Raw genomic sequence first — 12,691 nt, forward strand, 5'->3', positions numbered from 1 at the left:
TTTTCAGTGCCGTGGCTTAGCTACCTGAATTTGGCGGTTGTATGACGAACCGTCTCTCCTGCCTCGTCCTTAACTTCAAGGTCTAAAGACCCGGTTTCCCAATCGATGTTGATTGCACCGAAATTCTCAGGCGGATATCCCGCGCCGATCTGGGCGCTGTCTTTCTCTGGCGAGTCTTCCGCCCATGCCTTGTTGAGGGAAGAGGCCGTCAGCTCATAGACCGGATAAGGTAGGATCCCATCCTTGCGATAGAGGAATGCGGTGTGGCGATCGCCTGAGACAAAGACGACACCATTTGCAGCAGTTTCGGTGATCAGATCATACAATCGCTGCTGTTCTGCCGGCAGACGAGACCATGCCTCCCAGCCATGCCCGTCCGTAGGCAGCACCTGAATGGAAGAAACGATCAGTCGCAAATCTGCAGGCTTCTGCAGCTGGTTCTCCAACCATGTCCATTGATCATTGCCCAGCATGTCCTGATTGGGATCCGTTGATGGAACATAGCGCTCCTTGCCCACAACGCCCGGCTCATCCGTTGGCGTCAGTGGAGAGCGAAAATAACGTGTGTCCAGCATGATGATCTGCGTGCGCTTACCTTCCGGTCCGAATGTGCGGGCATAATAGGTGCCGGGCCATGCACCCACATCCTTGCTGTCCAGGCCCCAGAAGCGCTCATGAATGCGCTCAGACAAGCGGCGGAAGGGAAACTCCCGCCCCGCATCATTCGCGCCATAATCATGATCATCCCATGCCACCATCATCGGCAGGTGGGCGCGCACTGAGCGGAAATCATCGCGGGCTGCCAGATCGGTAAAGCTCTCCCGCAGCTCATCGAGCGTCGCCTCATTCACGGCATATGCCGGACCATCCCTGTCGCCATAGACATTATCCCCGATCATCAGGAACAGGTCTGCATCTTCCTTGGCAATACTGCGCAGCGCCGGCGTGTCGCCAAGTTCCTCATCATGACAGGACGCCACCAGAATGCGGGACAGAACTGTGTCTTCTGCTGGCAGCGGCAGCCCCGCTGGCGCGACGGGATAGAAATCATCCGGCAGAGTTCTATAATAGGCCTCCAAAGCCTCTTCCGCACTTTGCGGTGCCCGCGTGATGCCTGGAATGGAAATAGGCCCTGGCGCCTGACACGCTGCGAACCCCGCAACCACCCCCAAAGCTATGATCCGTTTCATGACTGCCCTCCTCCAAAATTCACCGCCTGTGTAATCAGTAGCGGGCTTTGGAGAGGGCAGTAAGGGCAATCACGCTCCATTGGTAAAGAAAATGGACCACATCATCCGCCCGGGCAGAAAGGTGAATAATCCGGCCACAAGCATCGCGCCAACGAACATGCCGGTCATTTGTTTGCGGTGAGACGCAATGTTCTTCCTGCGCGCTGCGGTAATCCCCATCGGCAGACCAATCACCGTCCAGGCGGAGATACCGTGGATCCAGCTGAAATGATTCCCGTTGAGCCCGACCACGAAGAAAGAGCTGAGAGCCGTCACCATCATCGCCCCCACCCAGCTATAGCCGAGCGTCTTGTGCAGACCCCTGCCCTTCACACCCAGCATCAGCATGGTGCCGATGACGAAAGCGCTGAGGGCCCCGGCGACATGCACCTTGATGGCTATGGAAGCATCAACCAGCTGGCTTGCATCAAAATGCAAATGGATGGGCGGATTGCCATTTGCCTTCAGGATCATCCAGCTGATCAGCAGGTAGGCAAGCAGCGCGACACCGATCACAATACGATTGGATGGGCGGTCAAGACGAATACGCCAAAGGCGAGATCTCAAGCTCAGTTCAGGGCTATGCATGTCGTGTCTCCTCTGTCTTGACCTAGCGAAGCGTGATGGTCTGAACGGCGCCGTCTTCGGTCACCTCGAACGCGGCAGTGTCAAAGTCAGGTGGGCCGAAGCGCACTGGCGCGTCATTGGAAAAGCCATAGGGTTCCACTGGAATGCCGATCATGCTGCGCTTCAGTTCGCCATCCCCATCCACATCATGAAACATTTTGATGCCGTACCGGCCCGGTTGCAGGCCTTCGAAGACGAAGGTCACGTCATCACCCGTTGAGGGGATTACCTTTGTCTGCGCAGCCTGATTGTCTCCCCAGCCGGCTTCTTCAAACAGCGCGACATGCAGCTGACCCTCAGCCTTGCGAATACCCTTTATGTCCACAGACAGGTCAGCAGCCGCAGCCGTCTCTGGCAGAAGGCATGAGACAAACAGGGCGGAAATCAGTGTGTTGCGGATCATGTTGGGTCTCCATAAAATCGAGGGCCGATGCCCCGTGTGGGTTGATGGAGATGAGCTTTGCCCGGCCGGTTCAGGGCCGCCACATGGATTGCGCGGAGAGGGTGGAAACCTTCGCCAAATGCGGCCAGTGTCATTCGCGAAGCGTGAAATACATAGAGATTCCGTATGCCTGTAGCCCTCAGGGAGACACTGAAGACACTCGCCATTGTGACGCTGCTGGCCGCCGGCTTCACCTGGTTCGGCGTCTACGGCAGCGGGGGCAGTGTCTGGCTACGCTTCCTGATGTGGTTCATCACCATGCTGGTCGGCGCCGTCTCTTCGCTCTTTGTCGTGCCGTTTGTCTTTCACGCCAAGATGAAGAATGCCCACCCTGCCCTGATGATCATCGTGGCCTCGGCTCTCTTGTCTGTGCCGGTTACGATCACGCTGATGCTTTTCATGCTGGTGCTAGGTAACCCGCTTCCACTTGCCTTGGTGCCAATACAATTCGGCTATGTCTTTGCCGTCAGCCTTGTCATCACTGTCGGCGGCTTCCTGCTTGATCGCGCACGCCGCTTGGCGGAACTGGAAGGTGCCGAACCGGAAGACCGGATCGCAGGCTTTCTTCAGCGCCTGCCGGTGCGGTTCCGCGGCGCTAACCTTTGGGCCATTTCTTCAGAAGATCATTATCTGCGCGTGCATACAGACCGCGGCGAGGAACTCATTCTGATGCGCCTGGCCGACGCGATCCGCGAATTGGGAGAGGACAATGGCCTGCAAACCCATCGCTCATGGTGGGTGGCAAAACAGGGCGTGGCCGATTCCCGGCGTGAGAATGGCAAATTGTACTTGGTGCTCAAATCCGGGAAGAAAGCGCCAGTCTCACGCACCTACCAGCCGAATGTCCGCGCGGCAGGGCTCACTTAGCCCATGCCCTTTCGCTTGTTGCACATGGCATGCGCCAGCTGCAGATTGCTTTCATGATCCGCCCCGCCGCGCGCTAGCGCGATGATGTGATCATAGGTCGGGCGCCATTTTTTCCACAGCGTGGCATGAGCCATTTCTGCCCGGCTGCCGGGCATGGGTTTTCCGCACAGGGCACACAAACCTTCCTGCGCCTCCCACAACCGCCGGAATTGCGGCGTATCAGGAGGCAGAAAGGACTGGCTCACAGCCCTTCCGGAACGTTCCAGCCGCGCCGGGCGCAAGCCGCCAGAACCGTATTGCGCAACAGGCAGGCAATGGTCATCGGGCCGACACCGCCCGGCACAGGCGTGATGTGGCCCGCCACTTCTGCACAATCGGCATAGTCTGCATCCCCCACCAGCCTGGTCTTGCCCTCACCCTTCTCAGGCGCATCCACGCGATTGATGCCGACATCGATGATCGCCGCGCCGGGCTTCACCCAGTCCGCCTTGACCATTCCCGGACGGCCCACAGCCGGCACCAGAATATCGGCCGCACGGCACACCGCCGGCAGATCTTTCGTGCGGCTGTGTGCGATCGTCACCGTGCAATTCTCGGCCAGAAAAAGTAGCGCCGCCGGCTTGCCGACCAGAATGGAGCGACCGATCACGACAACATGCTTGCCGGAGAGGTCCGCCCCCAGCGCACGTTTTGCAAGGATGACGCATCCCGTCGGCGTGCAGGCTACCAAGCCCGGCTTACCAAGGGTCAAACGCCCGGCGGACACTTCCGTCAGGCCGTCAACATCCTTGTCGGGGGCGATCTTCTCAATAGCGGCATCCGCATCCAGCCCTTTGGGCAACGGCAGCTGCAGCAGGATACCATCTACGCTGTCATCCGCGTTCAATTCGGTGATCAGGCTCTCGACATCCTGCTGGCTGGCCGTTTCAGGCAGGCGGTGATGAACAGACACCATGCCTGCCTCTTCTGTCTGGCGTACCTTGTTGCGGACATAGACCTGGCTGGCCGGGTCTTCGCCAACCAGTACAACAGCCAGAGAAGGCTGGCCCGGCAATTGGCTGACGGCCTTTGCCACACTGGCGCGGACATCTGCCGCAATCGCTTTTCCATCAATCACGCTGGCGCTCATGGCTCTGCATCCCCGGCAAGTTTCGCCGCCAGATCGGGCGGCCCGTCTATCTCGAGGCCTTTTAACCGGTTCTTCGCGCCCGTCACCACCCGGACCGCAGACTTTGGGACGCCCAACCATTTCGCGACCACTTTTTCCACGGCGGCATTGGCCTTGCCCCCTTCGGGAACGGCGCGCACGCGGACTTTGAGATAGGTTCGCCCGGCCGCATCGGTTTCCCAGGTCTCGACCCGGTCAGCCGAAGCGTTTGGCTGCACGCGAACGGTCAACCGGTGCATGACCTATAGCGGAACAACAGAATAGCCGTACCGAATGATCACGCGTTCCAGGAAGAAAATGATGAGCAGCACAACCATCGGGGTCAGATCCAGCCCGCCCATCGGCGGCAGGATGTTGCGGATGGGACGGTAAACCGGTTCCGTGATTCTCTCCAAACCGCTCCAGATGTTGCGAATGGTCGGATTCTGGATGCTCAGCACATTGAACGCGACCAGCCAGGACAGCACGGCCTGGACAATAATAATAAATGTAACAATCCGAAGGATCAGCAGAACCAGATCAAGAATGGCGGCCATAGGGCGACGCTCCAATAATTTCTTTCATTGCCTTCACTTAGGGTGATGCCCCTACCCTGCGCAAGAGATTGGCCTGTCCTTTCCCTCGAACAGGGGTAGGGTTTGACATTCAGCTCAACGCCAAACACACAGGCGATCTGCAGCAAGGGGCATTCAAGGCATGAAAGATACCGACAAGCCTCTTCTGCCACTCAGCGCCTTCCAGCAGGCAATTATCGGCATGGCCATGGTAGCCATGGGCGCCGGCATGACGATCAATTTTGTGGTTGTCGCACCACTCGCGCGCAAGGCTGGCCTGACCGAGATTGAAGTTGCCGGTATCCTCACCCTGTCTGCTGCGCTTTACGCCCTTCTCATCCCGACCTGGGGGCGCCTGGCAGATCGGTTTGGGCGCAAGCGGGTGATGGTGTTTTCCATGTTCGCCATGGGTCTCACGAACATGATATTCGTACTGGCCTTGAAGGCAGCACTGGCAGGTTTGGTCACCGGTCTGTCCACCTTCTTTCTGCTCGCCTTTGTCCGGCTCTGGTTTGGTCTGCTGGCGCCGGGTCTGCAGCCTGCTGCCATGGCCGCGATGACAGATGCGACGACGCCCCTGACCCGCGCCGGCGGCCTCGGCATGTTGGGGGCCTGCATGAGTGTTGGCTCCATCATCGGGCCGGCCGGGGCGACAGTGCTTGCCCCATATGGGGCACTAATGCCGATCTGGGGCTCGATCATCTTCAATCTGTCCGCCGGACTGCTGCTGGCCTTTGCCCTGCCGCCGACACGCAAGCGCCCGAAATCAAGCACACGCCCCAAGCCACTCGCCGTGCGAGACTCGCGTGTCTTCCCGCACCTGGCCTTCCTGTTCTGCTATTTCTTCGCCATCGGCATGGTGCAGCAAACGATGAGCTGGTTTATCGAGGACCGCTACAAATTTACCGGCACCGCCACCCGCACTGCCGATGAGGCAGTGGTATTGCACACAGGGATTGCCTTTGCCTGTCTCGCTGCAGGCATGATCATCATGCAATTTGGGTTTGTTCAGCCGCGCAGACCGGACCCGCGCAAGATTCTGCCCGTGGGGCTGGCCTTTGTTGCGACCGGCTATGTTTGTGCGGACTTCTTCTTCCCGTTCTGGAGCCTTGCGCTCAGCTTTTTCACGATTGGCTGCGGCGCGGCCCTTGCCGTGCCGGCGGCCAATGCCTTGGGCAGCCTCTCGGTGGAGCGCCATGAACAGGGATCTGCTGCAGCCCTGCTGGCCGCCGCGCCGCCTTCGGGATTTATCTTCGGGCCGCTGGTGGGCGCGACCCTTTACTCCCTCCTGCCATCCCTGCCGCTTTACACCGCTGCAGGCGTAATGAGCTTATTAGCGATCTATGCCCTTCTGGTGACGTCTCGTCGGCCTCTGACACCCATATGACCGCCAAGAGCGGGACGCGCATATAGCAAGAGCGCCTTTGTCCAACTGAAAAATTGACTACAAAGCATGTATAATATGGAAATTGCCCATGCCCGCAGCACGTATTGCCGCAGCCTGCCTGATGGCCCTCTCCCTGCTGGCCGCCTGCGGTCAGCAGGCCCCGGCAGCGCCAGCCTCCGCAACAACTGAAACATCGCCTTCGCAATCGCCGACACTCCGGCAGGATACTCCCACACTGTCACAAGAGACTCGCCCGGCACCAGACCAGCCAGAGCTGGAAGCTCTGTCAGGACGCTGGATTTCCGATGATGATCCGCAAGCGGGCATGATCATCACCGGAGACCAACTCGAAATGACCTATGGCGGAGGAACTCTGAACACAGAGCATCTTGATATCGTTGAGACATGCGGTGCAACAACTGCCACAAAAGATATCCCGTTGATCAAAACCACATCGGGAGATGGCGAAGCACTCTGTTACAGCGTGCTGGAGATCAGCGACAGCAAACTCGTGCTCAGCTACCTCGCCCGTGGCAACACGCTCAGTTATTCACGCGCCAGGCAGGCCCAATAAAACGGCCTATGCCATAGTGAAGACATTCAGCTTGTTGCCATCCGGATCACGGAAATAGGCCGCATAGAAACCGCCCTCCCCGCGCGGGCCGGGTGCACCTTCATCCGTTCCGCCATTGGCAAGGGCGATGTCATAGAGGCGTTGAACCTGATCCTGGTCCTTTGCCTCCAGTGCAACCATGGTGCCATTTCCGACACTGGCAGGCTGGCCATCATAGGGCAGCGTTGCGGCTACACCGGCTGAGCCGCCCGGTGTGCCCCAGGCGATGTAGGTATCTGTTTCCATCATCCGGCCTGTTCCCATTTCCTTCGCGATAGCATCGTAGAACTTGGCCGAGCGGGCCATGTCTGTTGTGCCAAGCGTTACATATCCAATCATGTATCGTCCCTCCTTGCTGCGGACAAATAGGAACATATCATGAACATATTTCGCAGCAAGTCTGCCGGTTAAATTACCTGTTGAATTCCGCCCGGCAGCTTTCCTCAGAAAAACGCACTGGACCTGCATACTGCGTATCCATGCCACGCCCGCCAGACATGCCCTATTGCACCCGGAACCGGCACCCGTTTCACGGATTAATTGAACATAGTCATATGGAGGAAGGCACCATGACCAATCGTTCGGCAATATCCCTGCTCATTTACGGGATGGTACAGGGCGTGCTGTTTGGCGTGATCCTGCTGGCTGTTCTGTACGTTCCCATTCTGAAAGCAAACGCAGCCATCTTTATCCCTCTGGCCGTGCTGCTAAGTATCATTGTGGCGATCCCCCTATCCTGGAAGATCGCCCCAATGCTGAGAGCCCGTCACCAACGCCGCATGGCGCGCAAACGCCATCTGGCGTAGAGGCAAGTGCTGAAAGCTACATGGCGCTGATGCCGCCATCCACTTTCAGCTCGATGCCCGTAACCAGCTTGCTTTCATCCGAGGCCAGATAAAGCACGGCATAGGCAATATCGTCAGGCTCCCCGACACGGCCGAGCGGGATTTGACGGCCCAGTTTGGCCAGCGCCTCTTCCTCGCCGAACATTTCCTTTGTCCGGTCAAGGATTGGCGTATTGATGAATACGGGGTGCACGGAGTTACAACGGATTTGACCACCAGTCTTGGCGCAATGTAGTGCAATCGATTTTGAAATATGGCGTACTGCAGCCTTTGCCGTGTTGTAGGACACATAGTTTGCGCTGGCGATGATACCGGCAATCGACGAGATGTTGATGATCGAACCGAGACCATGATCGCGCATTAAGGGAATGCCGTATTTGCAGCCCAGGAAGATGGAATCCACGTCCACTGTCTGGACATGTTTGAACGTCTCGTAATTCTCGTCTTCGACAGAGCCGAGCGATCCGATCCCGGCATTGTTGACCAGCACATTGAGCCCTCCCATAGCGTTATGGGCTGCTTTCAACACTTCCTGCCAGCGGGTCTCATCCGTCACGTCATGCTGCCAGGCAAAGGCCGTGCCGTCTCCATGGGCCTCATTGATGGAGGCTGCGACGGCTTCCGCCCCTGCCCCATTTATATCGGTCACGGTGACCTTGGCACCTTCGCGCGCGAACATGCGCGCTGTGGCTTCGCCGAGGCCCTGGGCTCCGCCCGTAATGAACGCCATTTTTCCTGATACACGGCCCATATGCGGCTCCTCCAACTGATATCTGATAGGTATGCCTACCCGTATCAGCGCGTTGGCAAGCCGCCTAGACTGCCCCTACGGGAAGTTTGCTGCAGATCTCTACGGATTAGGCGAGCTTGCCTGCCAGATCATCCATGAACTGGGCGAGTTCAAGATCCTTGGGCGAAACCCCATCCACATCATGGGTGGTCAGTGTGACCTCCACCTTGTTGTAGACATTGAACCATTCTGGGTGGTGGTCCATCTGTTCAGCCTTCATCGCAACAGAGGACATGAACCCCCAAGCCATTTTGAAGTTATCGAACTTGAAGGTCTTGGTGATCTCGTCGCGGTCACCTTCACCCTTGGCCCACCCCGTCAGCTTTGCCAGGGCGGCATCTGCGCCAATCTTGTCTGTCATGATCTAATCCTCTCCATCCTGTGCCAGGACGTAGTAAATCCAGCGCCCATTGCCAGCGATGGCGGTGCGCATTCCGGGATATCCTTCGCCCATGCGTATCTTCTCAATCCCGTCATCTCCGATCAGTTCCATTAAACGCCGCCTTTCCTGGAAGGTCAGCTTCTCGGGGATCAAATCACCCGCATCGCGTGCCGCCAGATCCGGCCAGACGAACCAGATCTCTCCATCGATCTCCCGCATACCTGGCGGCTGATCAAAAAGTGCTTGCAGCCTAAGGTTCGGGTCCACCCCTGTTCGGCGCATCAGGTCCCAGAATTCGCGATGCGGTGTGCCGCCAAAATTTGAGACGAAATCCTCATACTCATTGGCCTTGCGAGACAGGCGTGTCAGAGAGCCCGCCTGCGCATAGGACAATAATTCATCCCGCGTCTCTGCGGCTGCCTCAGTCAGCACAACCGGCTGACGTTCATGAGGGGGTTGCGTCAGGCTGTCTTCCGGCAGCACAGGCTGCGGCCTGCCCTTTTCCGGAGAACATGCCCCCAGCAGCACCAACCCCACCCCGGCCAGTGCGCCGACTGCAGCCCTAGACCACGTCATAACCTGTGGCGGCCTGCAGGTCTGCCAGCAATTGGTCTTCGCTGAGCACCTTGATCGTTGTCATGCCCATATCCCTGGCAGGTTTCAGATTGTGTCCGATATCATCAAGATAGACGCATTCTGCCGGGTCGACATCGAGCGCCTCACACATGAGAGCGTAAATGCGCGGATCCGGTTTGCGGATTCCCAATTTCGAACTTTCGATCACATGGTCAAACATGGTGAAGACTTTCGCCACCTGCTCTGCCTTTGCCTCATCATTGGTCATGGAGGCACCCTTCCCGACCGGGGCATTGTTGGTGATGCAGCCAACCTTGCCATGCTGCTTGCAGACTTCCAGTGCCTTGACCACGCGCGGGCGCAAACTTCCGGAGAGCAGTTTCAGCACTTCTCCGCCAGGCACCTCATGTCCCATCGCCTTTGACTCCTCGCGGAACATGGCATCGAACTCTGCCGCCGTGACCAGACTCTGCTCCAGCTTGGCCCAGGCATTGTCCAGCGGATTGGTGGCATTGACGGTGCGGATGAAATCTTTCGGCAGTCCGCGCTCAGCCTCGTAAACATTGAAGGCGTCGAAGGGTGAGGAGGTAAAAACGCCCCCGAAATCCCAGATAATAGCTTTATATGTCTTGCTCATGCATGTCCTGTAACCGGGCCGGCAGCGTTTTCAAACCTTGAACATTGCGAGCCCGCATCTAGGGTGGCGGCGATTGCAACAAATTACAGGGAGTTTCGTCCATGGGCGTTCTGGAAGGCAAAGTGGTCCTCGTTACCGGCGGGGGCAATGGCATTGGCAAGGAAACAGCCCTGCTGGCCGCACGCGAAGGCGCAAAAGTCGTCGTCAACGATCTGGGCAGCAGCCTGACCGGCGCCGATGAAGGCAGCGCAGGGCCGGCTGAAACGGTCGCGAAGGAAATTCGTGATGCCGGTGGCGAGGCTGTCTCGAACTCTGACAGCGTCACCGACATGAAAGCCGTCGAAGGCATGATCGAGCAGGCCAAGGATACGTACGGAGATCTGCACTCCATCATCAACCCGGCTGGCATCCTGCGGGACGGCATGTTCCACAAGATGAGCGAAGATGACTGGGACAGCGTGATCGACGTACACCTTCGTGGCACGTTCAACGTCACCCGCGCCGCCATCGAAATGTTCCGCGAGAAGGAAGAGGGCAACTTCGTGCTGTTTACCTCCACGTCCGGCCTGATCGGCAATATCGGCCAGGCAAACTATGCCGCGGCCAAAATGGGCATTGTTGGCCTGTCGCGTATAATTGCCATGGAAGGTGTCCGCAAGAATGTCCGTTCAAATGTCATCGCACCGTTCGCCTGGACGCGCATGATCGCCTCAATCCCGGTGAAGGACGAAGCCGGGGCCGAGCGTGTCGAGCGGATGAAGAACGGCATGCGCGCAGACCAGGTCGCCCAGCTGGCCGTTGCCCTCTGCGCCGACAAGGCGAAGGAAACCTCTGGCCAAATCTTTGCCGTGCGAGGCAATGAAGTGCTCCTCTTCGACCAGCCCCGGCCGGTAAAATCCCTAGCGCGTCTTGAGGGCTGGACCCCGGAAAGCCTACTCGATCAGGCCCTGCCAGCCATGAAGGCGAATTTCTTCGACATGGGTGCCTCGGCCAGCGTCTTCCCCTACGATCCGGTCTGATCGGCGGAGACTTGCTTGGAAGAAGATGGCGTCATCTATCAGAAGTGCATCACCGGCGGCGATGGGAAACTCTATTGTCGTCCGGTTGAGGCGACGCAGGCAACCGGGCAAGCCACGGCGCCTACCGAAGATATACTTCCGCCCGTGGAGGACATCGTCAACCCAATCCTCAAATGGCTTGAGCCAGTTCGTCCGTTTCTGGATGATCCGGTAGGCTGGCTCCAGACCAAGGCGCAACAGCCTGAAATTCTCTACCCCATAGCCATCCAGTTCGCCTGCATCATTGCGGCGCTGTCGCTGGGCGCGCTGCTGACCCCTCTGGTCAAGCGCGCGGTGACCGTCACCCTGCGCCGCTTCGTGGAACCGCCACGCCGGGAAGGCCTAGACGTTCTGCAAAAGGCGGTACGGCCAGCCATGTGGTCCATCATGCTGGCGCTGGCAGTCTCCCTGCTCGGTACGATTGACCATCCGCTCATCCTTGTCCGGACAGCCCTGTCGCTTTCCATTGCATGGCTGGTGATCCGTGTCTCCTTGAGTTTCCTGCCGGAAGAACTGCGCGGCTATGCATCCGTCCTGACCTGGACATTCGCGATCTTCTTTGCCCTGGGCGTCTTGCCGGATGTTATCAACTGGCTGTCCGGCATCGGCCCACCCTTTGGCGAGCGGCGGATCAGCCCCGTCTTCATCTTCCAGGCCATCATGACTGCGGCCGTGCTGCTATTCGTGGCCAACCGCGCCGCCAAGTCGATGAAGAAACGCGTCAATCACCTGCCCAAGGTGGAACCCTCCATCCGCATCCTGATCGGCAATGCAATTCAGATTGTGTTCCTCGTCGCGGCTGTGCTGCTGACGCTGGCCGGGCTCGGCATCCCCCTCGGCGCGCTGACGGTCATCTCCGGTGCCATCGGTCTCGGCTTTGCCTTCGGCATGCAGAAAGTGGTGTCGAACTTCGTCTCGGGCATCGTCCTTCTGTCCGAACGCTCCATCAAGCCGCAGGACGTGATCGAAGTGGGCGAGACGTTTGGCGTCGTGGAGTCGCTCGGCCTACGCTACACCTCCATCACCACCCAGGAAGGCAAGGAATTCCTGATCCCGAACGAAAAGCTGATGACCGATACGGTGATCAATTGGAGCTTTTCCAACAAGCGCGTGCGCATCCATAAGGAACTGCGCATCGACTATACGTCAGACCTTGAGGAAGCGATCAACATCGTCATCGAGGCGGCCAAATCGACAGACCGCGTCATCAGCTGGCCCAGCCCGAATTGCCTCGTGAAGGATTTCACTGATGAGTGCATCGTGCTGGAAATGCGTTTCTGGATCGTGGACCCGCAAAACGGCACCGCCAATGTCGCCTCGAACATTCTGCGCGAAGTCTGGAAGCGCTTCACCGAGAATGGCATGTCCGTGCCGCTGCGCCGCAAAGAGCTGTATATCGAGCCGGACTCATCTCTGAAGGTGGAGATCGCGAGGCCGAAACGTACCGCCTCAAAACAGCCTGAGCCTGAACCCGCTACAGAGCCAGACACAGAGACCAGCAAGGAATAACACAACA

The 12,691-nt window shown here is 58.2% G+C and carries 18 protein-coding genes; 6 read left to right on the forward strand and 12 right to left on the reverse strand.

Annotated elements, in window-relative coordinates; all coding sequences use genetic code 11:
* Positions 1 to 20: 20 nt before the first annotated feature.
* From HY2_RS00420 to HY2_RS00430, 3 genes are all read right to left on the reverse strand, one after another.
* Positions 21 to 1,190, reverse strand: coding sequence for an alkaline phosphatase D family protein (locus tag HY2_RS00420; protein ID WP_034823573.1), 1,170 nt, complete (start codon positions 1,188 to 1,190; stop codon positions 21 to 23).
* Between the two features lie 69 nt (positions 1,191 to 1,259).
* Positions 1,260 to 1,817: a DUF2306 domain-containing protein gene (locus HY2_RS00425; protein ID WP_233346658.1), complete on the reverse strand. Its 558-nt coding sequence runs from the start codon at positions 1,815 to 1,817 to the stop codon at positions 1,260 to 1,262.
* Between the two features lie 22 nt (positions 1,818 to 1,839).
* Positions 1,840 to 2,259, reverse strand: coding sequence for a DUF2141 domain-containing protein (locus tag HY2_RS00430; RefSeq protein WP_034823575.1), 420 nt, complete (start codon positions 2,257 to 2,259; stop codon positions 1,840 to 1,842).
* 165 nt (positions 2,260 to 2,424) lie between these two features.
* On the opposite strand from HY2_RS00430, the gene HY2_RS00435 reads away from it, so the two are divergent.
* A complete protein-coding gene (locus HY2_RS00435) occupies positions 2,425 to 3,165 on the forward strand; it encodes a LytTR family DNA-binding domain-containing protein (protein WP_051594566.1) in 741 nt (246 codons plus the stop codon).
* Here the strand turns inward: HY2_RS00435 and HY2_RS00440 are convergent.
* The 4 genes from HY2_RS00440 to HY2_RS00455 are packed head-to-tail and all read right to left on the reverse strand — an operon-like array spanning position 3,162 to position 4,869.
* Positions 3,162 to 3,410, reverse strand: coding sequence for an HNH endonuclease (locus HY2_RS00440; protein WP_034823576.1), 249 nt, complete (start codon positions 3,408 to 3,410; stop codon positions 3,162 to 3,164). The genes HY2_RS00435 and HY2_RS00440 overlap by 4 nt on opposite strands.
* Positions 3,407 to 4,294 (reverse strand): bifunctional methylenetetrahydrofolate dehydrogenase/methenyltetrahydrofolate cyclohydrolase FolD, encoded by an 888-nt coding sequence (folD, locus tag HY2_RS00445; protein WP_034823577.1) that lies wholly within the window; start codon positions 4,292 to 4,294, stop codon positions 3,407 to 3,409. The genes HY2_RS00440 and folD overlap by 4 nt, the downstream gene beginning before the upstream one ends.
* Entirely contained in the window at positions 4,291 to 4,572 is a 282-nt protein-coding gene (locus HY2_RS00450; protein WP_034823578.1) for a DUF167 family protein, read from the reverse strand. The genes folD and HY2_RS00450 overlap by 4 nt, the downstream gene beginning before the upstream one ends.
* Before the next feature lie 3 nt (positions 4,573 to 4,575).
* Positions 4,576 to 4,869 (reverse strand): YggT family protein, encoded by a 294-nt coding sequence (locus HY2_RS00455; RefSeq protein ID WP_034823579.1) that lies wholly within the window; start codon positions 4,867 to 4,869, stop codon positions 4,576 to 4,578.
* A gap of 160 nt (positions 4,870 to 5,029) precedes the next feature.
* On the opposite strand from HY2_RS00455, the gene HY2_RS00460 reads away from it, so the two are divergent.
* Both HY2_RS00460 and HY2_RS00465 read left to right on the forward strand, forming a co-directional pair.
* On the forward strand, positions 5,030 to 6,274 hold the full coding sequence (locus HY2_RS00460; protein ID WP_081814842.1) for an MFS transporter: 1,245 nt from the start codon (positions 5,030 to 5,032) through the stop codon (positions 6,272 to 6,274).
* An 88-nt stretch (positions 6,275 to 6,362) separates the two neighbouring features.
* Positions 6,363 to 6,848, forward strand: a complete 486-nt coding sequence (locus tag HY2_RS00465) for a hypothetical protein (RefSeq protein ID WP_034823581.1) — start codon at positions 6,363 to 6,365, stop codon at positions 6,846 to 6,848.
* A gap of 6 nt (positions 6,849 to 6,854) precedes the next feature.
* Here the strand turns inward: HY2_RS00465 and HY2_RS00470 are convergent, their stop codons facing one another.
* A complete protein-coding gene (locus HY2_RS00470) occupies positions 6,855 to 7,226 on the reverse strand; it encodes a VOC family protein (RefSeq protein WP_034823584.1) in 372 nt (123 codons plus the stop codon).
* Positions 7,227 to 7,456: 230 nt separating this feature from the next.
* Here HY2_RS00470 and HY2_RS00475 point away from each other — a divergent pair, with 230 nt between their 5' ends.
* A complete protein-coding gene (locus HY2_RS00475; RefSeq protein ID WP_034823798.1) occupies positions 7,457 to 7,693 on the forward strand; it encodes a hypothetical protein in 237 nt (78 codons plus the stop codon).
* 16 nt (positions 7,694 to 7,709) lie between these two features.
* Here the strand turns inward: HY2_RS00475 and HY2_RS00480 are convergent, their stop codons facing one another.
* The 4 genes from HY2_RS00480 to HY2_RS00495 all read right to left on the reverse strand — a co-directional run bounded on the left by HY2_RS00480 (position 7,710) and on the right by HY2_RS00495 (position 10,117).
* A complete protein-coding gene (locus HY2_RS00480) occupies positions 7,710 to 8,483 on the reverse strand; it encodes an SDR family oxidoreductase (RefSeq protein ID WP_034823585.1) in 774 nt (257 codons plus the stop codon).
* Between the two features lie 106 nt (positions 8,484 to 8,589).
* On the reverse strand, positions 8,590 to 8,883 hold the full coding sequence (locus HY2_RS00485) for a 4a-hydroxytetrahydrobiopterin dehydratase (protein ID WP_034823586.1): 294 nt from the start codon (positions 8,881 to 8,883) through the stop codon (positions 8,590 to 8,592).
* Positions 8,884 to 8,886: 3 nt separating this feature from the next.
* Complete coding sequence (locus HY2_RS00490) at positions 8,887 to 9,480, reverse strand: hypothetical protein (RefSeq protein ID WP_034823589.1); 594 nt, start codon at positions 9,478 to 9,480, stop codon at positions 8,887 to 8,889.
* Positions 9,467 to 10,117: an HAD-IA family hydrolase gene (locus HY2_RS00495; RefSeq protein ID WP_034823591.1), complete on the reverse strand. Its 651-nt coding sequence runs from the start codon at positions 10,115 to 10,117 to the stop codon at positions 9,467 to 9,469. The genes HY2_RS00490 and HY2_RS00495 overlap by 14 nt, the downstream gene beginning before the upstream one ends.
* 101 nt (positions 10,118 to 10,218) lie before the next feature.
* Between HY2_RS00495 and HY2_RS00500 the strand changes: the two genes are divergently transcribed.
* Positions 10,219 to 11,136 (forward strand): SDR family NAD(P)-dependent oxidoreductase, encoded by a 918-nt coding sequence (locus tag HY2_RS00500; protein ID WP_034823593.1) that lies wholly within the window; start codon positions 10,219 to 10,221, stop codon positions 11,134 to 11,136.
* 15 nt (positions 11,137 to 11,151) lie between these two features.
* The gene (locus tag HY2_RS00505) at positions 11,152 to 12,684 is read left to right on the forward strand and encodes a mechanosensitive ion channel family protein (protein WP_051594567.1); all 1,533 of its coding nucleotides are present in this window, start codon (positions 11,152 to 11,154) and stop codon (positions 12,682 to 12,684) included.
* The last annotated feature ends 7 nt before the right edge of the window (positions 12,685 to 12,691 follow it).

The sequence above is a fragment of the Hyphomonas pacifica genome (assembly GCF_000682675.1).
Lineage (GTDB): Bacteria > Pseudomonadota > Alphaproteobacteria > Caulobacterales > Hyphomonadaceae > Hyphomonas > Hyphomonas pacifica.